Here is a 24394-nt window from a genome sequence, read left to right as displayed (position 1 = left end):
CTCATGTGTGAAACGCTGAATCGTGATCGCTTGGTTGCGCATTCATAGCAGGATAAACCTCGTCAAAGGTGTTAAAGATCGCCTCCAGCGGCAGGTCGTCGAAACTGCCGCGCTCGCGCACATACTCCATATGCCTGCGACCGCTGGTGTCGTAGGGGTGCATAAGAGCGCCCTGCACCGCATCAAACTCCAGCGGTGCCACACCAAAGCGTTCGCAAAGCTCAATGTTAAAAGCGGTAGAGAGTTTTACCCAATTACCATTTAGCCAAAGTTCCGCATAGCCGTGCCAGGCAAATAGATCGGTACCCATGCTTTCGCTGAGCTTGTCACTGGTCAGGTGATTGAGGACATCCGCGAAACCCAGGCGCGCAGGAATGCCCCGGACGCGAGCGCAGGCGGCCAACAGCACAGATTTAGGCACGCACCAGTTGCTGCTGCCTTCGGCAATAGTGCTGGCGCGGTAGGCTGCGGGGTCCCTCGAGACCTGATAGGGGTCATAGCGAATACCATCACGCACCGCATAAAACAGTTTTTCGGCGACGGCGACCGCATCCTCGGTGTCTCCACCGGCCAGCGATGCGTAGCGCTGTACAGCATCACTATTGCTATCGAGGAACCAGGTGGGCGACAGTGTTTCCGAGCCGGGGGTCATCGGCATCTCCATTGTGTTGGCAGCGTCAGGGTAGCGCGTTGCAGCGGCCGCTGCGATATACGCTATGGCTAGATTGACCGAGCGCGGTCTGAGCGCTACCAAGCTGCAGGCAGTAGCGGATTGTTTGCCAGCGGTTGCCGGGAGTAGGATGTCGTGATTCATACACTATCGGATTTCGAGACAGGCCCAGAAACATGCTTCTTCGTCGGGTGATTGATCACGTTCAGACACAAAACTGGTTGGCTGTCGGCATCGACTTTGTCATTGTGGTCGCAGGCGTACTATTCGCGCTCACGGCAGAACAATGGTTGCGAGACGGGCAGCAGCGTTCTGATCTTGAGCAAGCGGAAATCGCTATAAACGCAGACCTTCTGACCAACCTTTTTGCTGCGAGAGAGGTCATGGCCTTAGTGCCATGCAGGCGAGAGCGTACGAGAATTCTCTCCCGGCTGTTGGAAGAAGGTGGCGACGATTGGATTGGCCTTCCATGGCCATCCCACCAGGGTGCATTTGGCGCGCAGCTCCCGGAGGTTTTGCCGACGCCTTACCGACTGTGGGGATCTCGAATATGGGATGCAGAACAGCTAATAGGGACGTTTGCGACTATGGAAACCTCTCGCCGGCGAGCCCTGGACAATATATTTACCGGTGCGAATTTGATCATCGCCAAGCAAGAAGACGTTTTTGACGCACAATCGCGACTGAAAACCCTGGCAATGAAACGCCAGATCAGCTTAAACGACCGAACCAGGTATCTGGAATATCTGCATTACCATGACCAGCAAAGCGGATTACTTGAACGCATGGCCAGGCAAACTCAGGCACAAATCGAGGCTTTCACCCTCTCGCCAGATCAATCGTACATTGAAGAGTTCAGCGATTTTATGCCTGAATATTTTGCTCAGCGCGCTGAGCGTTACGGTGATTGCTTTGTTCCATTCGACATGCCGTTTTTGAGCAAAGCCGATGCAGCCTCAATAAGGCGTTCTGCGTCATAGGCACTAGTGCTGAATATCTTGCCAAAGCGTTCACTTTGCAGATAGTAGCGATCTGATTCAGGGTTGTGCAGCACTGCTAGTTGGCTACGTTGCTCATCGTTGCCCATAGTGATTCGCAGCGCTTCACCTGCGCTTGCCGCATCGTCATCAGCAGGGTCAACAAGGCCGCTGATTTGCAAATTCGCGAGAACCTGAGCCACCGCTGTTACTTTGTCTTCGTCGGAATTTTGATCGTCACTGCGCGACCAGCGACCTTCTCTAAGCACATACTGCGTACCGTACAGCGTGAACGTCGATAATGCCGGTTGAGACAGAAGCCGTGTATCTAACCAGCTGTCGATATCCACGGGAGCATCGAAGCTACTAAAGGGAAGCACAAATACCGCGTTCTCACCTTCCCGCCGTGCATGGACTTTACGCAGCGCCGGCGCGCTTCCCAGATAAGCGGTGGCTTGGCCCCCGGAGCTGTTAAGAATGATTTTGCGCTGGAATTCGGTTTCGGACACCTCAAAGCGCTTGGCCGCGATGTCGCTATCGGCGATGGGAAACCCCGGGTCCTTCGCCAGCAGTACTTGAAGCAGGGCGTCCACTTTGTTGCTGTCTGCGGGCAAGCCTATATCCAGGCGCCAGCCATCGGTGTCGCGAACCAATACCAATGTGGCGCCATCGCCGTTCGATAGCGTTATGCCATTCACGCTGTCTGGGGCAATCGTTGTGAGCAATGACTCTCGATTTACCGGCGCTGACTGCTGTGGCCAATAGAGCGTTGCCACCAAGGCAACTTGAAGAAGAAAGAGTACAGTGAGGACACGCAGAATCATGCGAGCACCACTCTGAGCTGCGCTTCTCGTCGCCTGCGCAGGAGCCGCCACAGCCCGTAGACCACCAACAGGAATACCAGCGCTGCAGCGTAGTTGCCGTACTCAATAGATGCCTGGGTTTGTTGCGGCAAGGCCGGCAGCGTGCGATTGAAATGTGCCCGGGAGCGGATGTTCATGAGGCTGCTGTCCTCCAGCGACCAGTCAACCGCATTCATCAAAAACTCCAGGGGACCAAAGTACTGGGTCCCCGATGCCGCGATAATGCCGCTGAGCACCTGATCGCTGGCAAAGTCATTGGAGCTTACGACGATCAGCCGTGTGGAGGCCGGCGACTTGCTCAGCAGCGTTGAGCTTGGGGCCTCGACTTCTGCATCCGGAGCCTGATCACTTGCGCTTGGGGCTTGTGGTACCTGATCAAAGTAGCTGGTGAATTCACCCTGCAGCGCGACACCGATGTTGGCACGTAATCGGTTTTTACCGATGCCACTAAAGCTGCTTTGGCCTGCGTCATCCAGGCTTGGCATCACATTATTTGCCTCCGAGAGCCAGGCATCATCAGAACTGCTAAGAAGCGTTTGGCTGGTGATGCCCGGTTGCAGATCTACTGTCAGTGGCGATGCCCAGCCCACGGTCAGATTCGGCAGACCTTGGGTGATGGGATGTTCTGGGTTGAGCCCATCGTCACGAATATCCAGCAGATAGGGATAGTCTACAAACTGCATGTCGCGAAATTCGTAGGCACCCACTTTACGCACTACCGGCAACGGAAATGTGGAATGTCGGTCATCCAGGATCACTGTTTTTTGGATACTGATGCCTTGGTGCAAAAGCCATTCCGCCAGGCCACTATCGACGTCGCGCAATCTAAGCTCAGTGCCCATGGTCTCGATGGAGTGAGGCGAACTGACAATGATGACGGTGCCCCCGCGCATGAAGTATTGATCCATAGCAAAAAGCGATTGCTCGTCGAGGGCTTCGGGAGCCATCACTATGAGCAAATCTGCGCTGGCATCGACGCTGCCATCCGCAAGATCCTCCATCACAATACTGTGATCCTGACTGATGACCTGTTGCAGCGTGCCAAAGCTATGCCCCTGGGGAGGTCTGCCGTATTGGCCCTCACTGCTGGCGGGAAGTGCCAGCGCCACGGTGCGCGTAAAGCCACTGGCGAAACGCCGCAAGCCAGCCTCCAACGCGTCCTCAAAGTCGGCGGGATCAAAGCCTCCCGTCGGAAGCTGGATCACCTGGTGGTCATCTTCCAGCGTTAGATAAAAGTAAAACTGATTCTCGTCACCCAGTGCTGTGACCATGGGCTGAAAGCCCCACTCATCGAGGATGCGATCTGCTTCAGTACCGCCGTTCGCCTCTGGCTCAATGAAATCAATAGCAAATTTATTCTGAGACTTGGGTATCAGTGCTTCGGCCTCAGCACGGATGGTATCGCGATAGTCCACCAGTAATTCGGGCAATCGACTGTCGCTCGATATATAGGCGCGCAGGGTCACGGGCTTAGTGATTTGATCAAACAACTCGCCACCGCTGCGGTAGCGATACAAGACGTCTCGAACCGCCCGCGTAATATCAAACTCGGGATTGCGTAGCAGTACTTCTGGGTCACCCCCAAGTCCTGTTTTGACTTCTATAAAGTCCGAGAAGCCCAGCACTTCGTTTTCGTCACCGTACTGCACAAGTACATTGAAGTAGGCGCTTACTAAAGCGGATTGGTAACGGTCAGCGACCTGAAAGGGGGTGGCCTGAATGTTGTACTCTTCATTGGCCTCTTTCTCTGCGGCGCCATCCTTTGCAGGGTCAACAAACTCCACCCGGACATTGCCTTTGCCAACCACCGCGTACTCTCTTAGCAGGTCTCGCAGCTGAGGTACCAAAGGTGCCAATAGCGGATGCGAGCGCTCACTAAAGTAGCCACGGATAAGCAGCGGTTCTTCCAGCTGGGATAGCAGCGTTTCACTGGGTTGCGACAGTGAGTAGAGCTTGCCTTGGGTGACATCCGCGCGCAGGTCCGGAAATTTCTGCAGCCACAGTCCGCCCAAAATCAGGTTCATTACCGTCAGGGATATGCCCAGGCGCCAGGCACGATGTCTGGCGCTTGACTGAACGGACCAGCGTCCTCGCTCTAATGCATAGATGTTCAGGGCCACAAAGGCTGCAGTTACAGCAAGGTAGTAATACAGATCGCGAAGATCAATAACGCCGCGGGTGATGCTTTCAAAACGCGAGCCGGATCCGAGCAGTCGCAAGACTTCGGCGGTATTGCCGCCAAAGAACCCTAACAACAGATCGCTGCCTAAGAGATACAGAATGCCGCAAACAGCAACGCTGCCCATCAGGCTGACGATCGCGTTATCCGTCCTTGAAGAGACAAACAGGCCCACAGCTAAATAGCTGCAGCCCAACAGAAACGCCGCCAAATAGCCCGCAAACACCGGACCCCAATCCAGCGTGGCAATACTGTTGACGGTAAGCGGGAGCAATAGTGTGGCTGCAAGTGCCAGGGCCAATATGATTGCGCAGGCAATGAATTTCCCGATCACAAATTGCCACAGGGGTACGGGTAGCGTTAAGACGTGCTCCAGCGTTCCGCTTCTGCGCTCCTCACTCCAACTGCGCATGGTGAGCGCAGCGCTAAGAAAGATAAGCAGCAATGGCATCCACTCAAACAGCGGGCGTACATCAGCGATGTTCCTTGCAAAGAAGGCCTCAACCCAAAAGAACACAAACAGGCAGGTGGCCATAAAGCTGGCCAAAAACAGCCAGGCTACGGGAGAGGCAAAGAACAGCTGAAGCTCTTTGCGAGCGACTCGAGTTAATACGCGATCAGGCTGCATGACTGGCTCCCGTCTCTTGTACGGCCTCGCGGAAAATCTGTTCCAAATCTCGTTGCTGCGGTGTGAGGGAGTAAAGCTTGGCGCCACTTTCTACCACCGCGCGGCTGATGTTTCCGGCGGCGGTGTCCATGGCTGTGCCTTCATGCAAGGCCAGGCTTAGGGTTAGTTTGTTGTCTGTGGTATCGAGAGACTCTACCGCGGCGATCTGTGGCAAGCGCGCCAGCAGGGCTGGAAGATTTATGCCCTCGTCACTGGCAGTGAGCAGTAGCTCACGACTCTCACGCAGTGCAGCAAGGGGGGAGTCCAACGCCAACTTGCCATTGGAGAGTACGAGGACACGCTCACAGAGAGCATCCACCTCTTGCATGATGTGCGTGGACAAAATGACGGTGGCACGACTAGATAGCTCTCTTACCAATTGCCGCATGTGTTCGTTTTGCTCGGGATCCAGACCATTGCCCGGCTCGTCCAGAATCAAAAGCTCTGGCTCTCCTAGAATAGCCTGGGCGACACCGACCCGTTGTTTAAAACCCCGGGACAGCTGCCCGATAGTGTCGAAGTAACGGCCACCCAATTCTGTGGCATCAACGCTGTAGCGAATAGCGCGACGTTTCTCGTCTGTGCGAAGGCCTTTTAAATGCGCCGCGTAATCCAGGTAGTCAGCGATGGACATCTCCGGATAGATGGGCAGGTTCTCTGGCAAATAGCCGAGTTTTCGCTGAATCTCTCTGGCATCACTGCTGAGATCTTTGCCACCGATATGCACGCTGCCAGAAGAGGGTTCCAGATAGCCGCTGAGCATTTTCATGACCGTGGTCTTTCCCGCGCCGTTGTGACCGAGAAGTCCGACGATTTGTCGCTCGTCGATAGAGAATGAAACTTGTTGAACCGCGGGGGTCTTGCCGTAATACCGAGTAAGTAAATCTACGTCGATCATGGCCTTCCAATGTATTGCTAATGGTTAATAAAAGCTGGTCTGCGCTTAGCTCTAAGGGAGCAGGAGTTTAGCAATAAAGATCAGCAGCACAATAGTTACGATACGCCGAATCCAGGCTTCGCCACCGTGAACAGAAAAACGCGCCCCGAAGTAGCCACCCAGCGCATTGCCAGCAGCTAGCGCCAGACCAAACTGCCAGTGAATCGACACGGCGGCTGCGAAGACCACAATGGCGAACAGGTTATAGGTCAGTGCAATAAACACCTTATGCATATTGGTGCGCACCAGATCCAGGCCCATTACCCGATGTAGTATCGGCATGAGAATAAAACCCACTCCGACCTGGATAAAACCACCCCAGCAGCCGGCACCGAACATCAGAACATGTCCAAGGATGAGCCGTTTGCGGGTCAGTGGCAGGCCCCCGGTGTCGTGTTGTTTGCTGGGCAGTTGCATTAACACCAGCACGCCGATCATGACTACAGCGAGCACACGGTCGAACCATTCACCGTCGAGCTGAACACCCACCATGGCACCCAAAATTGCACCGGGTATTGCCGCCGCGGAGAGCGTCAGGCTAAGGCGAAACTCCGAGAAACCCCGGCGAAAGAATGTCCGCACAGCCACGATGTTCTGCGCGATGATAGAGATGCGATTGGTGCCATTGGCCTCCGGGCCGGACAGACCCAAAAATAGCATGATGGGCACGGTCATGAGGGAGCCACCGCCGGCGATTACATTGAGCGCGCCTGCAATGGTGCCTGCTCCCATTAACAGTGCCAGCTGCCATAGTTCTACATCCACGATTTATGCTGTCCGATAATCGGCACCTTGCTTCGACGCTTTAGTCTTCGCCCCAGGGTTCACGCATAGTCACAAACTCTTCGGCTGCGGTGGGGTGGATGCCGATGGTAGCGTCAAAAGTTGCCTTGGTAGCGCCTGCCTTGAGGGCAATGCCAATGCCCTGGATGATCTCGCCGGCATCGGGGCCCATCATATGTACACCCACCACGCGGTCGGTAGCGTCATCGACGATGAGCTTCATGAAGGTTTTTTCATCGCGTCCGCTGATGGTGTGCTTCATGGGTTTGAAGGTCGATTTGTACAGTGTGATCTCACCAAACTCGATTTCTGCGGCGCTCTCGGTAAAGCCGACGGTGCCAATATTGGGCTGACAGAACACCGCCGTGGGAATGAAGTCGTAGTCCACGTCTTTTTCGATGTTGCCGTAGTGGCGCCTGGCGAAAGACATGCCCTCGGCCAGTGCTACCGGCGTCAACTCCATGCCGCCGATGACATCGCCCAGCGCGTAAACGCTCGATTCTGCCGTTTGGAAGTACTCATCCACTTCAATGAATCCGTGGCTTGTGAGCTTTACATCGGTGTTTTCCAGGCCGAGGCCCTCAAGATGCGGTCGTCGCCCTGCGGCGCACAGGATGGCATCCACCTCCATGGTGCTACCGTCTGTGAGCTCTACCTCCAGACCATTGGACGTGCGCTTTGCACTCACAATATTGGTTTCAAAACGCAGGTCGACGCCGGTTTTGCGAATCTCCTGAGCCGCATGGGCGCGGATATCGCTATCAAAGCCCCGTAAGAACAAGGGTCCACGATAAAGCTGGGTCACCCGGGAGCCCAGGCCGTTAAAAATGCCGGCAAACTCCACGGCGATGTATCCACCACCGATAATCAGCAGACGCTCTGGAAAGCTATCGAGGTCAAAAATCTCATTGCTGGTGACTGCCAGATCGTTGCCCGGAAACTCAGGTTTGTAGGGCCAGCCACCGGTGGCGATGAGGATCTTCTTGGCGGTGTAGTGTTTTTCACCCACGGCAACGGTGTTGGCATCGACTATACGAGCGCGTCCATCAATGAGCGTGGCATTGGCACCATCGAGCATGTTGCGATAGATGGCATTGAGGCGGGCGATCTCGGTCTTCTTGTTGTCCCGCAGGGTGCTCCACTCAAAGTGGCGCTCGCCACTATTCCAGCCGAACTCCCGGGCGTCATCAAACGCCTTGCCAAACTCCGAGGCATAGACGTAGAGCTTTTTGGGTACACAGCCAACGTTTACGCAGGTGCCTCCCATATAACGGTCTTCGGCAATTGCCACCTTTGCACCAAAGCCTGCCGCCATGCGCGCTGCGCGGACGCCACCGGAGCCTGCACCGATGACAAACAAATCGAAATCTAGATCACTCATTGCTGTTCCTCCTGAGGGCGGGCATTCTAACAGGCCTCTACCGATAAATTTCCTAAAGCTGGAACAATCACCATACGGAGTAGTTGCATGAAGAGATTAGGTCAGTTGTTAGCACTGGGCCTGATATTGGCTTTGGTCTCGGGGATTTGGGTGGCTCGGGGGGCAATGCAGGTAGCGGTGGGCTACAGCGCCAAGCAACTGTGTTCGGCGGTATTTGTTTCAGGCTTGCCAGAGGCGTTTGCAAAGGACCGGGACATCATGCCTCGTATGGCCATTCTCGGGCCTTTGCTGGGATCTCTGGAGATGGACACGAACCTTGCTGATGGTCTGGTGTCGGCATCGCTATTGGGCATCCATGCAACGGCCGTACATAGCGCTGGCCGCGGCTGCGCTCTGCACGCACCGGGCACTGGCGTAGCGCCCCTGGCGGCACCTGCGTTGGCAGAGGCCGGCCCTGCTGTGCCCGACGAATGGGTTGCGGCGGTAGACGCTGCCTTTGGTGAGCCAGAATCAGCAGAGGGCGCCAGAAACACTTTGGCGCTTTTGGTTGCTACAAACGGCGATCTTCTTCTGGAGCACTACGCTGCTCCGGTGACCGATCAGACCCGTCTGCAGGGGTGGTCCATGAACAAAAGCCTTATGGCCACCTGGGTCGGCATGCAGACCCAGCGCGGCAACATCGATCCGTCCCAGTCATTGGTGAGTTTGCTCGCGGGCGAGACCGATCTGCCTGAACTAGATCCACGACTGACGCTTTTACACCTGTTGCAAATGGAGAGTGGCCTGGACTTTGAGGAGGTGTATGGTCCCGGAAGCGATGTGACTCGCATGTTGTATACAGCGCCTGCAATGTGGAAGGTCCCTGCAAGTAGTGGCCAGGCCTATGTGCCGGGCGAACACTTTGCGTACTCCAGTGGCGACACGGTCTTTGCCAGCTACCTGTGGCAACGTTCCGTCGAAGAACCCTACGAGGACTGGATTGCCCGGGAATTTAGTGGGCCGTTGGGCATTGAGTCCCTGGTGGCAGAAGCGGATGCCAGTGGTGTGCAGGTGGGGTCGAGCTATGCCTATCTCACAGCCCGGGATTGGTTGCAGGCAGGCCAGCTCTGGTTAGATGCCTGGCATGGGCGATCAGCGCTTTTATCACAAAGCTGGTTGCGCGCATCGGTGGCGCCTCGAAGCTCTGACCCGCAGGGACAGTATGGTCGCGGATTCTGGCTTAACACCACAGGCGTAGCCTTTGAAGGTCTCCCCGATGATCTCTTTTATGCCGGTGGTAATGCCGGACAGTACGTTGTGGTTATTCCACAATGGGAGATGGTGGTTGTAAGGCTGGGGCTGAGCGACCCTGGCGTCGATACAGGAATGCACGAGTTTCTGCGAACTCTTGCCCTGCGCCGGGGGCAGGGCGGATGACGGCAATGGATCTTTCGGCTATTTATCGTTATCCCATCAAGTCAGCCCGAGGTCATAGTTTAGAGGCAGCGGTGATCGACAGATTTGGTGTGTCTGGCGATCGCCGTTGGATGCTCATCGATAGCGCCGGACTGTTTTACAGTCAGCGGCGATTACCTCAGATGGCATTGCTTGAAGTTGCCAGCATCGTAGGTGGTCTGCGCCTGAGTTTTGGCGGAGAAAGCATTCAACTTGAGATTCCCGGCGCGCAGCAAAATGAAGTCTCTGCGACCGTCTGGGAACACACTATGCTGGCGCGCTGTGCCGATGACAGGGTCAATACCTGGCTTAGTGAATGTTTGGGCGAGGATCTACGTCTGGTGTTTTTTCCCCAGGATGCCAACCGCCCGGTGGATGCTGACTACCTGCCCGATGCCCAACAAGAACAGCACGTCGGCTTTGCGGACGGGTTTCCATTGTTGATTATTACTCAGGCATCACTGGACGACCTGAACACTCGTTTGCCCGCGCCGGTACCTATGGATCGTTTTCGTCCAAATCTGGTGATTCGTGGCGCTCAGCCTTATGCCGAGGACAGTTGGCGACAGTTGCGGGTTGGATCAACAACCCTGGCTATTGTTAAGCCCTGCTCACGCTGCGCGATTCCCGCTATCAATCAGCAGACAGCTGAGCAAGACCCGGACATAAATCGCGTGCTTGCGGGCTATCGCCGTCAAGATGGCGTTATCTACTTCGGGATGAATGCGGTGGTGACTGCCGGCGAGGATTTTGCGGTGGGCGATGTCGTCGAAGTACTCGAGTAAGCCCTGAAACTTCTGCAATTGTACCAACCTGATTTTTACCTTCAGGCTGGTACACTGCGCGCGAAATTTTTAAGACCCATTTAAGAACACGCGACATCTTGCGAGGCATCAACATGTACACACTCATAAGCCGATCTTTACCGGTATTGGTTACCTTTGTTTCCACACTACTGCTAGCTGGCACCGCTTCAGCGGTTGATCGCATTGAATTGCGGGACGGCTCCATTGTTATGGGGACCTTTAAGGACGCCGATGGCGGCAAAGTAAAGATAGAAACAGCCTATGCAGGCACACTTGAGATTGACCAGTCGGCGATTGTAGCGATGACGGTTGAGTCTGATTTGGTACTGCAGATGGAGGACGGCAATGTTCTTGAGATACCGGGCCTTGAGGTTGCCGATGAGCAGCTGACTCTGGAGCAGCAGGCCAGCAAGAGTTACGCCATAGCTGATTTGACGCGCATCAACCCGGAGCCTTGGGAGCTGGGTAATGGTTACAACTTTGGTGGCTTGGCAAGCTTTGGTTACGACAGCCAGCGCGGTAACACCGAGACGGACGAACTCAACTACCGTTTTGAGACTCGCTGGGAAAGCCTGGTTGATCGTTATCGGGTAGAGGCCTTCGGTGAGGTCAATGAGGCGAACAACACTAAAAACGCCGAGAACTGGACCGCTCGCGCCCGCTATGACCGCATCCAGACCGGCAACTGGTATTGGGGTGGTGGTGCATCAGCCGAACAGGACCTGTTCGCTGATCTGGACCTGAGAACATCTATCGGACCTTATATTGGTCGAAAGTTCTTTACCGACCCCGTGTTCGCGCTTGAGGCCGAAACAGGTCTTGCGTACATCACGGAAGATTTTGTCAGCGCAGAGGATCGGGAATACCTTGGTAGTACCTGGGACGTCCACATGCAGAGTAACTACCTCGGTGGTGATTCTCGTCTATATATCGACCACAAAGGTATTTGGAACCTGGACGAGGCGTCCAATATTGTTCTGAACACCACCTTTGGATTGGCCTTTCCATTGCTTTACGGCGTAGAGGCTTCGGCCGAGTTGGTGCTTGATCTGAACACTGGTGCGGTAGAAGGCACCGAAGAGCTGGATCAAACCTACCGCGTTCGCATCGGATATACCTGGTAGCTAAGACCCTAAAGCCTTGCCCGGCGCACCGCTGCGGCAAGGCTGTCCAATACGGGTAAAGTATCGTCCAGGGACAAGCAGGCATCGGTTATGCTTTGTCCGTAGCGCAGCGAATCTCGTGGCCCAATCGCTTGGTTGCCCGCAACAAGATGACTCTCCAGCATGACACCGCGTAGCGCGGTCTGCCCCTGTTCGATTTGATCGCTCACATCGGCCGCCACAATTGCCTGGCGCTGCGGATCTTTGTCACTATTGCCATGACTGCAGTCGACAATAACTCCCGGTTCGAGCTCTGCTGCAGCCATGGCAGTCGCAGCCGCAGTAACCGAGGCCGCATCGTAATTGGGCCCACTGGCCTTGCCACCCCGCAAAATGAGATAGCTGTGAGGATTGCCGGTGGATTGCAAAATTGCGGGAGTGCCTTCTCGCGTGAGTGACGGAAACCAGTGGCTGTGATTGGCACTGCGGATCGCGTCGATGGCCACGCCGACATCACCATTTGTAGCGTTTTTAAAACCCACCGGCATAGACAGACCCGAAGCGAGTTCCCGGTGAATCTGGCTTTCGACGGTTCGTGCGCCAATAGCCGCAAAACTCACGAGATCTGCATAGTACTGGCCAAAGGTGGTGTCCAGGAACTCACTTGCCGCCGGTAAACCCAGATCGGCTACGTCCTGAAGAACATCTCTGGCGACGCGCAGTCCCTTGTTGATATGAAAGCTGCCGTCAAGATCCGGGTCATTGATAAGGCCTTTCCAGCCCACAACCGTCCGTGGTTTTTCGAAGTACACCCGCAGTACAGGCAGGAGCGCGTCATTGAGATCCAGACAATGCGACTTGAGGGCTGCTGCAAACTCCAACAGCGCCGCCGGATCATGCACAGAGCAGGGTCCCACAATGACTAACAGACGAGGGTCTTTACCCGACAGCACGTCTTCAGTTTGTCTCCGAGCGGTAGCTACCGTCGCAGCCTGGGTATCCGAAAGTGGCTGCTCATCGGCGAGAACCCAGGGTGTAATTAAGGGCTGTGCCTGCCGTATGCGCGTATCGTAAATATCTTGACTCATGATTTGGGCCGTGGCGTTGTGAGGCGCGCATTTTGCGCCGCACAAGTCTCAGTCACAAGTCCGACTGGCAGGGGTCTATGCAGATGTGGATGCGGCCGCTCGTTCGCGAAGCATCCGTTGCAGGTCGGCTACCCGTGCCCTGCTGATGGTGATCCTTGTGGAAAAGAGCAGGGCTAGAACCATTCCCGGGAGAGCTCCCAGACCAAACGCGATAACGAGTCCATCAAGTATTGAGTCATCCAGCGAGCCGGGCAACATACCGGCTTCAAGCCCAATAAGGTCCAATGCAAGGCCGCCGTATAAAGGGCCAAACACCGTGGCGAACTTCTGGGCAAAATTACTTGCCGCAAAGAAGCCCGCCTCCTGACGCATACCGTGATCCCACTCATGCTCATCGGTAAGGTCTGCGATGATGGACTGGGTTTGAACACCCCGCATGAGAAAGAAGTACATAAAAAACAACATAAAAATCAGGTTCAACACAAACAACAGTTGCCCGTCGTCAGGAAGTAATCCCAAAATATGCAGCGGGTATAGCCACAGGCAGTTGAGAATCAGGCCAATGGTTGAAAGTTGCAGCAATTGATATTTCTCAAGATGGCGACCCAGAGGACGCAGGCTGAGCATCACCAGACCCACGGCAAGGAGACTAGGCACAGATAAAATGATCGAAACTTGCTGCGCATCAAATTGCCAGTAGTAAGTCCACACCAGCATATTTAGCGCCGATACCGCACCAAAACTCGCCATTACTGACAGTTCAAAGCCAATCAAATAGCGAAAACTGCGATTTCCCAAGGTCCGCAGCAGGTCTTTGGTAAGTGTATTGCCCGCGCTTCGTGGTGGGGGCATGGGCTGGGAATCGGAAGCTTGCGCATAGCGGCGTGTTCCAAAGGTAGTGATGCTGGCGAGCAACCAACATACCGCGCAGGAAAAGGCCCCATAAATAGGGTAGTTGGACTGCACGAAGCGACCGTCTTCACCGCCGCTTGACTGAAAAATCAGGGTAAGCGCCACGGCAGGTACCAAAACCGCAAACAAAAACATGTACGCCAGGCGAGCACCGAGAATCTGGCTGCGACCTTGATAGTCGTTGGTGATCTCTGCCGAAAGCGCCAGGTGCGGGATCGAAAATGTGGTGACGAAGGTGCGTATCCAGATAGACCAGAACAATAGCCAGGTAGCGAGAAGGGCATCGGAGCCCAGCAGTGCGCTGGGCGGCGAGAACAGACCGATAAAACCCAGTCCTAGAGGGACAATGCTCAATGCCATATAAGGATGGCGGCGGCCATGTTTGCTGCGCAATCGGTCCGACAGGGTGCCTACCAGAGGGTCCGAGACTGCATCCCAGATCAAGCTAAGAGCCACAATTAGGCCGGTGAGACCGCCGTTGAGTCCCAGCACCTGCGTGTAGAACAGCAGGATGAACATTGTGTAGGCCGCTTCTTTCACAGCGTACACTGCGCCGCCGGCGCCATAGATCAGCCGGGTGCTTAGTGGGGGCATGAGCTTACTGCAGACATTTGTGGAGTCTGTGTTGCTGTGAGTAATAAGTAAAGTTATACCCATCCTCAACGCGTGCCTGTGCGTATGGATGACACAGCCGACAATAAAAGAGGACAAGCAATTCAATGCCTGAGGGCCCCGAAATACGCCGAGCCGCGGATCGTATCGCCGACGTACTGGTTGATGAGACCATCGAAGAAGTGGCATTCGCTTTTCCAGAACTCCAACGATTCGGCCACTTACTATCTGGGCAGCGGGTCGTGGATATTGAAACCCGTGGCAAAGCGCTGCTGACACACTTTGACAACGACTATGCGATTTATTCCCACAATCAGCTTTATGGTGTTTGGAAAATCGCCAAGCGAGGAAAGACACCGGCTACTAATCGATCCCTGCGTCTTGCGCTGCATACAGCCACGCATAGTGCGTTGCTATACAGCGCTTCGGACATCAGCGTGTGGGCTCGCGACGATTTGGGTATGCACCCTTTTCTAGCCGCGCTTGGTCCAGATTTACTCTCTGCCAAGTTAATTTGGCAAGACATTAGTGAGCGTCTTAAGTTACAGCGATTTGCGGGTCGCTCCCTAAATGCACTGTATCTGGATCAACACTTTCTGGCGGGAAGCGGCAATTATCTGCGATCGGAGATTCTGTTTTGTGCAGGCGCGCATCCCAAACGCCGACCGCGGGATCTAGGCAGGGCGGAGCTTGGTGCTCTGGCCAGGGAAACCCTGAAGCTGCCTCGGCGCAGTTATGAGACCGGCGGTATCACTTTGCCCCCGCGTTTAGCGGCGTCCCTGAAAAAAACCGTCAAGGGCCGGGAGCGCAGGCGCTTTTTTGTTTTTGGTCGTGACGGGCGAGCTTGCTACCAATGTGGTGACACGATCCTTAGAGACAGTATGGGCAGTCGACGTATTTACTGGTGTCCTACTTGCCAGCGTCAGCCATGATTCCCGGTGCCAGGGATCTGTGGTTCCTGCCGCTGGGAGGCTGTGGCGAGATTGGTATGAACCTGAATCTCTATGGTCACGATGGTGCCTGGTTAATGGTCGACTGTGGCATCACCTTTGAGCGGGATTCCACAAGAATCCGTCCCCGGGTGCAGACGCCAGATCCCCAGTTTATTGTGGAGCGTAAAGACGCTCTGGCCGGGATCGTGCTGACCCACGCCCATGAAGATCACATCGGCGCGCTGCCCCTGCTTTGGGAGCGTTTTCCGGTACCTGTATACACCACGCCGTTCACGGCGGAGGTATTGCGACGCAAAGCCGCGGGGCGCGGGGGCAAAGTGCCCAGCCCCCTTATCGAATGCCTTCCCGGTGAGGAGCAGACCATAGGTCCGTTTGATGTGCGTTGGCTGCCTATTACCCACTCCACCCCCGATACCTGTGCGTTGCATATTCGCTGCGCGGCCGGCAGCCTGCTGCATACGGCGGACTGGAAAATCGACAGGGCTCCGCAGGTGGGTCCCGCCTTCTCTTCTGAACTATTTTCTGCCGCCGGCGAAAGCACTCTTGACGCCGTCATCTGTGATTCCACCAATGCGGTGGTACCCGGCCATTCTGTTAGCGAATCTGTCGTGCGAGATGGCCTCCTAAAAGCGGTAACTGGCTGCGAGGGGCGAGTGGTCGTTGCTTGCTTTGCCAGCAACATAGCCCGCTTGCACAGTCTCTTTTATGTGGCCGAAAAGACCCAGCGTTATCTCGGCCTGCTGGGTAGATCATTGCAGACGATGCATTCGGCCGCATTGAGTGTGGGACTCCTGAACCGCTCCAAACGTCTCATCGAAACAGGACATCTGGGCTACCTGCCAAAAGATGAGGTATTGATCGTTGCTACTGGCAGTCAGGGAGAGCACGGTGCCGCACTGCAGCGCTTAGCGGCGGGTTCACATCCTCAATTGGAGTTGGAAGCGGGTGACACAGTGATACTCAGTTCCCGGATTATTCCTGGTAACGAGGAGTCGGTGGAAAGGCTCTTGCAGCGTTTTCGTTCCCAGGGTGTCAATATCATTGATGCAGACAGTGCCGTGGAGCCGGTGCACGCTTCGGGACATCCCTGCGCGGAGGAACTTGCATCCATGTATCAATGGTCGCGACCTCGCCTGGCGGTGCCGGTGCATGGAGAGCAGCGACACATGCAGGCTAATGCCAAAATCGCCAGAGCCAATGGAGCAGCCATGGCTTTGACGGGATCAAATGGTGACTTGTTTTATCTGGCTCCAGAGCCAGGTATGCGGCGCAAGGTGGCGGCCGTGGGTCGGCTGGAGCAGGACGAAGAGGGACGATTGTCCGCCTTGTCTAATTCGTCTTCTTAATCCGCGGGTAGGGCGGATCGAGTTCAACAAGGAACTCGTTTGCTATTACTGGGATTCCCTGGGGGACGTTTTGCCCGCTGGATCGACGGAGCGCTCTCCGCTGAGTATGCGGTCGTAGCGGGAGCGCAAGCGCTCGTGATGCTCCACATCTGCCAGGGCATCGAGACGGTCTCTTGGCGTGGACTGCGATGCTGCCGCCTTGTCACTTCTGTGCGGCAGATCCGCAGCGCGGGCTTCGCCCTCCTTACTCACTTTTGCACTGCTTCGAAACTGCAGCAATACAAAAACGAGTGAACCGTAGACGATCACGATCTTTGCAATAAGCGCGTAGATCAGGGTTCCCGGATGCTGTTGGGCAAGATACACCCGCACATCGTCGTAAATCAGCGAGCTCACAAATGCGAATAGCAGCACCGCCACTGAGCGGACTAGCTTGTCACGATGCTTGCCGAAAAAGTAAAGCAGCGAGGAGTATTTAATAATCCGAAAAATGGACATCTGCGTCAGATACCGATGTTGATGCCCAGGAGTAAAGCCACCACCCCGAAGCCCTTCCAGCCGAGCCCCGACCAAATCTCTTTTTCTTTTTCGGCTACCAGATATTCAAGATCTTCCTGCGCATATTCTGCTTCGGTGCGGCCAGCGTGAATAATGTCCTGGCGAACTTTAGCCACGGCAGCTTCGCGCAATCGTTTACGCACGGCTTTGGGCATGCGGGATTTTGATCCGCTGTCTGCCTCAGTCATTGTATGAGCCCCGTCTTTAAGATGTACAACAGCATACTTCACAGCATAGTACCGCCTTCATAGCTGATACAACTGATGTATTGAAGTGCCTGCTTTGTCTGCGTTTGTCTGAGCGCTTCTTGCGACAAATGGATATCTAGTGAACCTTGTATTGAGCCTGATCAAAAAATGACCGTTACAAACTCGGTTTTTCTCCCTACACTGGCAGTGGGGTAAACCAATAACACTAAAGGTACCGCGTATGTTGGAAAAAGAATTAGCTCAAGCTACCAAGATGGCAGAACAGGCGAGTAAGCGTGTAGAGCAGCTCCGCCAGCGTTTGCTAAAAGAAACAGAGCGGGCCCATGGCTCCGCCAAACGAGAACTGGCATCCGTTAAAAAGAAACACAAGGCCGCAAATGAGCGCTTGAAGAAAGCGCGTGCTTCGATGCGCAAAAAAGGCAGCAGCGCAGATAAAGAACGCGTAGACGCTTTGATGAAGCAGGTGCAGGAACTGGGTGATACGGTAAGCCAGATTGCCAAAGCCGCCTATGAGTATGCTGAAAAGCTCGTGCCCATGCGTGCAGATCTCGCCTTGGAAGCTCGCAAGGCGCAAGCTGCAAATCAGGCGGCCGCCATGGTAGAGAAGGCTGCGGCGCGGCGCGCCAAGGCCAAGGCCAAGCCTAAGGCTAAGGCTAAGGCTAAGGCCAAAGCGAAGGCGCCGCGTAAAGCAGCAGCCAAGAAGGTCGTGGCTCGCAAAGCACCGGCGAAGAAAAAAGCGCCCGCAAAGAAAAAGGCCGTGGCTAAGAAAAAAGTAGCAGCCAAGAAACCCGTGGCCAAAAAGAAGGCTCCTGCAAAAAAGAAAGCCCCCGCTAAGAAGAAAGCAGCAGCCCGCAAAAAGGCAGCTTAGAGGTACTAGATCCCGTCGGCGCTTTGCCGGCGGGATTTCTTATAAATTTGCTTATTGATTCAGAACTTGAATAAGAGCCCCGTGTTCAGAATCCGTGAGTAAATAGATTTCGTCGCCAAAAACTCTAATGTCGCGGATACGACTATCGAGTTCTTTAAACAGTGACTCTTCTTTAATCACTTTTCCGTTACGAATCTCCAGGCGTCTAACTTCCTGATCGACCAGTGCACCAATAAACAAACTGTCTCGCCAGGCCGGGAATCGGCTCCCGTCATACCAGGCCATTCCTGAGGGCGCAATACTCGGCACCCAGGTCCATAGTGGGTCTTTGAAGCCGGGTGCGCTTTTGAAAGGCGAAACGTACGCACCGCTGTAGTCCACGCCATGGGTTACTGCAGGCCAGCCGTAGTTTTTTCCGCCCTCGATGAGGTTGAGTTCATCGCCACCCCGGGGTCCGTGCTCGTGAAGGTAAATACTTCCGGTATTCGGATCTACAGTCAGGCCCTGGGGATTTCGGTGACCCAGAGTCCAGATGCGCCCGGGTTCCCCCTCGGCATTCAAAAGGCCTGCGGGGCTTCCGTCATCTTCGATGCGCAGCACCTTGCCAAGTTCACTGAGCCGGGATTGTGCTTGCTCTCGATGTTCGAATCCATCGCCCGTGGTTATCAGCAGGGTCTCGTCTTCCAGAAACAGCATTCTTGCACCGTAGTGCTGGGGTGTCGTTTTGTCAGGCTCCACGCGAAGAATGCGTTGTCCGTCACTGAGTTTTCCACCCTCAAACCGGGCTCTGAATATCGCTGTGCCATTGGCGTTTTCGTAGCCATCGGCATAGCTAAGGTAGATGAGGTGGTTATTTTCAAACCTGGGATGAAGCACGATATCAAAGTAGCCGCCTTGCCCTGCAAAAACGGTTTCTGGAGTACCCTCAACAACCTGACGATTACCGTTGTGGTCTAAATGGATCAGACGGCCTTCGCGCTCGGTGATCAAAAACGTATTGTCCGGGAGCCTGGCGACACTCCAGGGCCAATGCAAATCGTCAGCCACGGTAAAAAGGCGGTAGCCCTGAGCGTTGCTGAGCTGAGCGCCAAGGCTCAACATCATGACAGTCAGCAACAGCCAGCACTTCTGTAGTGGTTTCCCTCGCGTTGACACGGCATCATGCGCGCTGGACAAAGAGAAGAGAGTTCGAATGTTACGTGCGGTCATGATGTTTTTTCCTGCGGTGCTGGGTGCTTACGTCGTTGGTAGTATTTTTGCCACGCAGACGATTTTAGGTGAGTTACAGGCGATGGCCATGCCAATTACTTTACGAGATCGCTTGAATGCGAGTTGGCACGATCTCCTTGGGCTCACCACCAGTTATCTGCCACTGATGTTCATAGCCTTTCTTGTCGCGATGCCTGTTGCTGTTGGCTTAAGCCGATATCTGCCTCGTGCTCGCGTGGTTTTGTATGGTCTCGCCGGCGCAGTGGCTATTCTCGCCCTGCATCTGATTATGAAAGCCGTGCTGGGGCTCAACGGCATTGCCGCGGTGCGAGAGCCCGAGGGCTTAGCTCTGCAATGCCTTGCCGGGTGGTTCGGCGGTTACCTTTTCTACGTATTTACTGGTCGAGCGCATCGCTGATGCCAATGGCGCGTCGCGCTTCGGCACGTTTGAGTTCCTGTTTGGCAACCATGCGATAGGTCAGGTAGTAGCGATAAATATTCGATACGTACTGGACTGTTTCACGGCCGATGTCTTCCGCCGCGATCAGCTCAACATTATCAAACCAGACATTGGGATCGTAGCCTCGTTCTTTGGCTTTGGCACGCAGACGAATCATGCGCGACGGGCCGGCATTGTAGGCGCCCAATGCCAACAGGGCCTGATTTAATTCTGTAACGTCTGGATCATTAAAGTAGCGGTCGCGGAGATAGTCCATGTACTTGATGCCGGCATGGATATTCGGTTCCACCTCATGAATATCGGGAATGCCAACACTCTTGTCCGAGGCCGTTGTAGGCAGTAGCTGCATAACACCCACCGCACCGGCATGACTGCGCACGCTCTGATCCAAACGTGACTCCTGATACCCCTGCGCTGCTGCAAACAGGTATTCCATTTCATACAGCTCGCCATATTTTTGAAACAGATGCTGCAGATCATTGAAGCGTTGGTAGTCTTCGTCGCCCAGGGCATTTGCCGCCCAATCAAAATCACGTACGTAGCGATTGATCAGAATATTGCCATAGAGGGTGCCCGCGCGGTTCTTCTTAAGGAACGCATCTACTGATGCCTTCAGTAATGGGCTGTCTTTTCGCATAGCCCAAGCGGTGCGGCCGCCTTTTCGAAAAACCAGATCGTCGCGAACACGCAAATCCGTGAATACGCCTTCCCACATCTGCGGCTTGTAGTCATCCACGACGGCCCAGGGAATCAGTCCGGCATTGACCATCTCTATCAGATCGTCATCCTCTAAGGAGCCAGGCATAGCTTCTATCTCGACCAGAGGGAGTCCCTGTGCCTCGAGACGGGTATTGAGTGCCTCGACACTCTCGCGGTAACTACTGCTTTCGCGCAGGTAAACGGTTTGCCCGGAGAGGTCCTCGAGTCGATCGATTTTTGGCGCGCTGGGACCGGTGACAAGTATCTCATTGAGAGGCTTGCTCGCCGGGATACTGAAGTCAACAAGCTCTTCTCGCTCTGGCGTGATAGTGAGTCCGGCAGAAATAATGTCGCCTCGACCATCGAGCAATGCGGGAATCAGCTGGTCCCGCGCCATGGGGATCACCAGGGTGAAAACCTTAATATGCTTGCGATCCTGGTTTGCGTTGAGATGCTCTTCAAGACGAGTTGCCATCTCGGCCACAATACCGACACCTCGACCCTCTTCAAGATGGAAACGCCCCGGGCCGTAGACAGTGAGAATTCGCACCACTCGGTGCTCTTCCATGACATCCAGATCACCGGTCCAACGTCGTTGTCCCGGTGCCTCAGGATTGGCAGCGGGGTTTAGATCACCTGCGGGTGGGGTTTCGGCTTGAGTGTTCGCTGAAGCCTCTGATGTTTTGCTGCTTGCCACTGTCGACGATACAGGCGATGTCGCGGTTTCACTTTCTAGCGATTGGCTGTCTCCGCAGGCACCAAGGAGGCCCAGCGCCAGCAGAACAATACTAAGCTTTTTGGTAGGAAACAGGTTCATGGTGCTGTCGCTTCTCGTCGTAGGGTGTTTAAGGCGCGTATTTTGCCATCAGTTTGGGTGTCTGTGCTCGCCACACCAGGAAAGGCCAAAAGGTATTCGATGGAGAAGTTCAGGTCGTCCCGGTTGCGATCAAAATTAATAGTCAGTGGTTGATCTATGGTGAGATACGCACCGCAGGCCTCCCCCTCATCACAAATCACCAGATCATTGTCCAGATCTGTACCGGCAAAAATTTGATAGCTTCCTGCTGGAACATCAGGAAACGCAAAATCGAGGCTGTCGGTGGTTGTTTGGATGGCCGTCTGGGCAACCACGGTATCTGTCGCGGGATCGAACAATAGTAGATACACAATGCCCAGTTCTGCGTCAGTGGCATCAGTCACAGAAAGAAGCACCCGGACAGCAAGCTCGTTAGCACTGGAACTTGCTCTTAGGCTTCCTTCATAAACGCCTGATGCCAGACCATCTCTGTCGACTTCGATGGCATAGCGTCCCAGACCCTGGGCATCTACGCTCACGGCACTGGCGGTGATCCAACTATCATTCGATTGCAGCTGGACGTCCTGTAAGTCGCCACCGCCGCTGTTGCGTAGAACGATTTCCAGGCGTGTTCGAGCAGAACTGAAGTTCAGAGCACTGCTGGATGCGCCGAGCCGCGGTTCGCTGCCGGAGCTGCTTCCAGCCTCTGCCAGGGCAGCTTCGATCGCTTTTCGGGCATTGATGATTCCATAGCCGTAGAGATTGTCTCTGCCGACACTCCCAATATCGTCGCTAAGATCACCCTGCTCGAGCAGCCGGTTTACATCCTTAGCACTCAGATTTGGGTTGACGCTTTTCATCAACGCCATAACGCCGGCAACATGCGGCGCTGCCATAGAGGTCCCGCTGAGGAAGGTGTAAGCAAATGCGCCATCAGCACCACCGGTGCTCAGCACCCCATCTGGATAGCCGTCACCGTTAAAGTCCTGACTTCCGTCGCCCCCCGGGGCTGCAAGATCAATCGCGCTGCCGGTGTTGGAATAGTTAGTGATTTGCTGTTGAGTGTTAACGGCACTGACCGAGATCACATTGTCGTAACTTGCCGGATAGCTCGGGGAAGTGCTGCTTTCGTTACCCGCCGCCGCAACGACGATGATGCCCCGCTCGCTGATCTCATCGTACAGTCGTTGAGTACTGGCGCTAAATCCGCCTCCCCCTAAACTGAGATTAATCACCTGCGCCGGCGCTTCGGGAAAGGTCCCCGAATCATTCTCTAACCCTGCGGCATAGCGTACGGCCTGATTGACGTCATACCCTGTGCCACCACTCGCTGCCAGAGCCCTCAAGGGCATCACTCGTGATCCATAAGCAACGCCGGTCACGCCAATGCCGTTGTTGCCTCGGGCGGCAATGGTGCCGGTTACGTGGGTACCGTGAAAATTCACTGCGGCAGGGTCACCGCCGCCGATGATTTCTTCGGGATTAGGGTCGATCCCGTCGCCGTCGGCGGCTTCTCCTGCGTCGCGGATAAAGTCATAACCAGGAACCAGCTGCCCCGCCAGGTCGGGATGGCCCGACAGTACGCCAGTGTCTACCACCGCAACGATAACGCCGGGATCTCCAATGGTGGTTTCCCAGGCGCCTGGCACGCTGATCAACGGGTAATGCCACTGCAAGGAGTAGGCCTCATCATTAACTGATGCGGTGGGTCGCACACGATAGTTCGGCTCTGCACTGACTACGTCGGGGGAGCGTGCCAGGCGCTTGATACTGATTAAGGTGCGCCAGCGCTTTGCCAGCTCTGGCTTTGTGAACTGCGCGAAGCGAAACTGCTGCCAGCCCAAACGACGCTTAATGAGCTGATTGTCCTGGCCGGCGTCTTCCAAAGCCATCAAGCGAGATCGACGAGGTCCTCCGCCAAGTTGACGCATGCGCAGGCGCCGAGCGAAAGCCTCTGGCAAATTAGTGCTGATGCTTGACTCGGCATAGGACACGATCATCTGCCCGGGAATAACATCTGCGTAAGCACTGCGACCGACAGGTACCAGACTCGAGCCGATGGCCAGCGTGTAATTGGTTGCTCCAGAGAAGATAGATACGTTAACCAGGTAGCTACCGCTTTGCTCAATAACAAGACTCTCGCTGGGGCCGGTCTCAATGGAAAAATCAACAAGATCTCCAGCTGTTGTGTACAAATACAGGTCGGCGTCTGCATCCTGAAATTCAGCGACCAGCAAATTGATGCTTTGTCCCTGAAGAAGATCAACCAGAAAATAATCTTCGCGATCACCTGCGACCTGCGATCGACCTTCGGCGCCGGCCCCGGGTTCGTTAACATAGCCGCCCAGGGTCGTGGGGTTGGCAATTGATTGGGGCTGCGCGGGATTATCGTTGTTCAGGAATGGATTGAAGGGGTCATTGGTATCGCCGTCCAAACTTTGGCTTGCAGATGGTTCAATGCGACCACTGAGAGACACCTGCTCTGAGAGCATAGCCGCCGCGACGTTAACCGTGACGGAGTCGCTGGCCGTCGCGCCATCATCGTCGGTCACTATCAGGGTAAAAACGAGTGCGCGATCTTCGCCGAGACTCGGGGCGACAAAACTTACCTGGGATTGATCGGCGCCATCGAGTTCTACCGAGGGTCCTTCACTTTGCGACCAGGCGAAGGCGACGATGTTGCCATCGCTATCCCGACTGTCCGTGGCGTTGAGTGTTACCGGGTCGCCGGCGTTTGCGCTTTGCGTGACGCCGGCTTCGGCCACAGGAGGCACATTGGCCGGTGCTGGAGAAGGACTACCGCCACCCCCACCACAGGCACAAAGCATCCAGGTCAGTGTCGTGACCGCGAGCGTTTTGTAGCCGCAAGAAAGTCGCTGCATAG

21 protein-coding genes are annotated in these 24394 nt (G+C 55.0%); 8 read left to right on the top strand and 13 right to left on the bottom strand.

Translation table 11 applies throughout. The annotated features are described in order from the left end of the window. Position 1: 1 nt before the first annotated feature. On the bottom strand, positions 2–814 hold the full coding sequence (locus R0135_RS10945; RefSeq protein WP_407346878.1) for a transglutaminase family protein: 813 nt from the start codon (positions 812–814) through the stop codon (positions 2–4). A 32-nt stretch (positions 815–846) separates the two neighbouring features. Between R0135_RS10945 and R0135_RS10940 the strand changes: the two genes are divergently transcribed. Next, complete coding sequence (locus tag R0135_RS10940) at positions 847–1650, top strand: hypothetical protein (RefSeq protein WP_407346876.1); 804 nt, start codon at positions 847–849, stop codon at positions 1648–1650. On the opposite strand, the gene R0135_RS10935 is transcribed toward R0135_RS10940, so the two are convergent. Genes R0135_RS10935 through gor form a run of 5 tightly spaced genes read right to left on the bottom strand, consistent with a single transcriptional unit; the run spans position 1569 to position 8457 of the window. Then, positions 1569–2471, bottom strand: coding sequence for a DUF4340 domain-containing protein (locus R0135_RS10935; RefSeq protein WP_407346875.1), 903 nt, complete (start codon positions 2469–2471; stop codon positions 1569–1571). The two genes, R0135_RS10940 and R0135_RS10935, sit on opposite strands and share 82 nt — an antisense overlap. Next, positions 2468–5317, bottom strand: coding sequence for a Gldg family protein (locus tag R0135_RS10930; protein ID WP_407346874.1), 2850 nt, complete (start codon positions 5315–5317; stop codon positions 2468–2470). The genes R0135_RS10935 and R0135_RS10930 overlap by 4 nt, the downstream gene beginning before the upstream one ends. Then, on the bottom strand, positions 5307–6254 hold the full coding sequence (locus R0135_RS10925; RefSeq protein ID WP_407346873.1) for an ABC transporter ATP-binding protein: 948 nt from the start codon (positions 6252–6254) through the stop codon (positions 5307–5309). Before R0135_RS10925 ends, R0135_RS10930 begins: the two co-directional genes overlap by 11 nt. Positions 6255–6305: 51 nt before the next feature. Beyond that, the gene (locus tag R0135_RS10920; protein ID WP_407346872.1) at positions 6306–7058 is read right to left on the bottom strand and encodes a sulfite exporter TauE/SafE family protein; all 753 of its coding nucleotides are present in this window, start codon (positions 7056–7058) and stop codon (positions 6306–6308) included. 40 nt (positions 7059–7098) lie between these two features. Then, entirely contained in the window at positions 7099–8457 is a 1359-nt protein-coding gene (gene gor, locus R0135_RS10915) for a glutathione-disulfide reductase (RefSeq protein WP_407346871.1), read from the bottom strand. An 87-nt stretch (positions 8458–8544) separates the two neighbouring features. Here gor and R0135_RS10910 point away from each other — a divergent pair, with 87 nt between their 5' ends. The 3 genes from R0135_RS10910 to R0135_RS10900 all read left to right on the top strand — a co-directional run bounded on the left by R0135_RS10910 (position 8545) and on the right by R0135_RS10900 (position 11821). Beyond that, positions 8545–9873 carry a serine hydrolase domain-containing protein gene (locus tag R0135_RS10910; protein WP_407346870.1) on the top strand — a complete coding sequence of 443 codons (1329 nt, stop codon included), beginning with the start codon at positions 8545–8547 and terminating at the stop codon, positions 9871–9873. A 5-nt stretch (positions 9874–9878) separates the two neighbouring features. Then, a complete protein-coding gene (locus tag R0135_RS10905) occupies positions 9879–10676 on the top strand; it encodes an MOSC domain-containing protein (RefSeq protein WP_407346869.1) in 798 nt (265 codons plus the stop codon). 113 nt (positions 10677–10789) lie between these two features. Beyond that, entirely contained in the window at positions 10790–11821 is a 1032-nt protein-coding gene (locus R0135_RS10900; RefSeq protein WP_407346868.1) for a YdiY family protein, read from the top strand. A gap of 8 nt (positions 11822–11829) precedes the next feature. Here the strand turns inward: R0135_RS10900 and R0135_RS10895 are convergent, their stop codons facing one another. Continuing rightward, positions 11830–12888: a 3-deoxy-7-phosphoheptulonate synthase gene (locus tag R0135_RS10895; protein ID WP_407346867.1), complete on the bottom strand. Its 1059-nt coding sequence runs from the start codon at positions 12886–12888 to the stop codon at positions 11830–11832. Between the two features lie 75 nt (positions 12889–12963). Continuing rightward, positions 12964–14394, bottom strand: a complete 1431-nt coding sequence (locus tag R0135_RS10890; protein ID WP_407346866.1) for an MFS transporter — start codon at positions 14392–14394, stop codon at positions 12964–12966. A gap of 125 nt (positions 14395–14519) precedes the next feature. Here R0135_RS10890 and nei point away from each other — a divergent pair, with 125 nt between their 5' ends. After that, entirely contained in the window at positions 14520–15344 is an 825-nt protein-coding gene (gene nei, locus R0135_RS10885) for an endonuclease VIII (protein ID WP_407346865.1), read from the top strand. Next, a complete protein-coding gene (locus R0135_RS10880) occupies positions 15326–16711 on the top strand; it encodes a ribonuclease J (RefSeq protein ID WP_407346864.1) in 1386 nt (461 codons plus the stop codon). Before nei ends, R0135_RS10880 begins: the two co-directional genes overlap by 19 nt. Before the next feature lie 45 nt (positions 16712–16756). Here R0135_RS10880 and R0135_RS10875 read toward each other — a convergent pair whose 3' ends face one another. After that, complete coding sequence (locus tag R0135_RS10875; protein WP_407346863.1) at positions 16757–17209, bottom strand: hypothetical protein; 453 nt, start codon at positions 17207–17209, stop codon at positions 16757–16759. 5 nt (positions 17210–17214) lie between these two features. Then, on the bottom strand, positions 17215–17457 hold the full coding sequence (locus R0135_RS10870) for a hypothetical protein (protein WP_407346862.1): 243 nt from the start codon (positions 17455–17457) through the stop codon (positions 17215–17217). 241 nt (positions 17458–17698) lie between these two features. On the opposite strand from R0135_RS10870, the gene R0135_RS10865 reads away from it, so the two are divergent. Further along, positions 17699–18346, top strand: a complete 648-nt coding sequence (locus tag R0135_RS10865; RefSeq protein ID WP_407346861.1) for a hypothetical protein — start codon at positions 17699–17701, stop codon at positions 18344–18346. Positions 18347–18397: 51 nt separating this feature from the next. Here the strand turns inward: R0135_RS10865 and R0135_RS10860 are convergent, their stop codons facing one another. Further along, positions 18398–19555 (bottom strand): PQQ-dependent sugar dehydrogenase, encoded by a 1158-nt coding sequence (locus R0135_RS10860; RefSeq protein ID WP_407346860.1) that lies wholly within the window; start codon positions 19553–19555, stop codon positions 18398–18400. Between R0135_RS10860 and R0135_RS10855 the strand changes: the two genes are divergently transcribed. Next, positions 19539–19973 carry a hypothetical protein gene (locus tag R0135_RS10855; RefSeq protein ID WP_407346859.1) on the top strand — a complete coding sequence of 145 codons (435 nt, stop codon included), beginning with the start codon at positions 19539–19541 and terminating at the stop codon, positions 19971–19973. The two genes, R0135_RS10860 and R0135_RS10855, sit on opposite strands and share 17 nt — an antisense overlap. Here R0135_RS10855 and R0135_RS10850 read toward each other — a convergent pair. Both R0135_RS10850 and R0135_RS10845 read right to left on the bottom strand, forming a co-directional pair. After that, a complete protein-coding gene (locus R0135_RS10850; RefSeq protein ID WP_407346858.1) occupies positions 19951–21531 on the bottom strand; it encodes a transglycosylase SLT domain-containing protein in 1581 nt (526 codons plus the stop codon). The genes R0135_RS10855 and R0135_RS10850 overlap by 23 nt on opposite strands. Beyond that, positions 21528–24392 (bottom strand): S8 family serine peptidase, encoded by a 2865-nt coding sequence (locus R0135_RS10845; protein WP_407346857.1) that lies wholly within the window; start codon positions 24390–24392, stop codon positions 21528–21530. The genes R0135_RS10850 and R0135_RS10845 overlap by 4 nt, the downstream gene beginning before the upstream one ends. Between the last annotated feature and the right edge of the window lie 2 nt (positions 24393–24394).

It is taken from the genome of Congregibacter variabilis (genome assembly GCF_045689235.1).
Taxonomy (GTDB): domain Bacteria; phylum Pseudomonadota; class Gammaproteobacteria; order Pseudomonadales; family Halieaceae; genus Congregibacter; species Congregibacter variabilis.
Note: the sequence above shows the minus strand (reverse complement) of the source record. Positions and strands in the feature narration are given on the sequence as shown.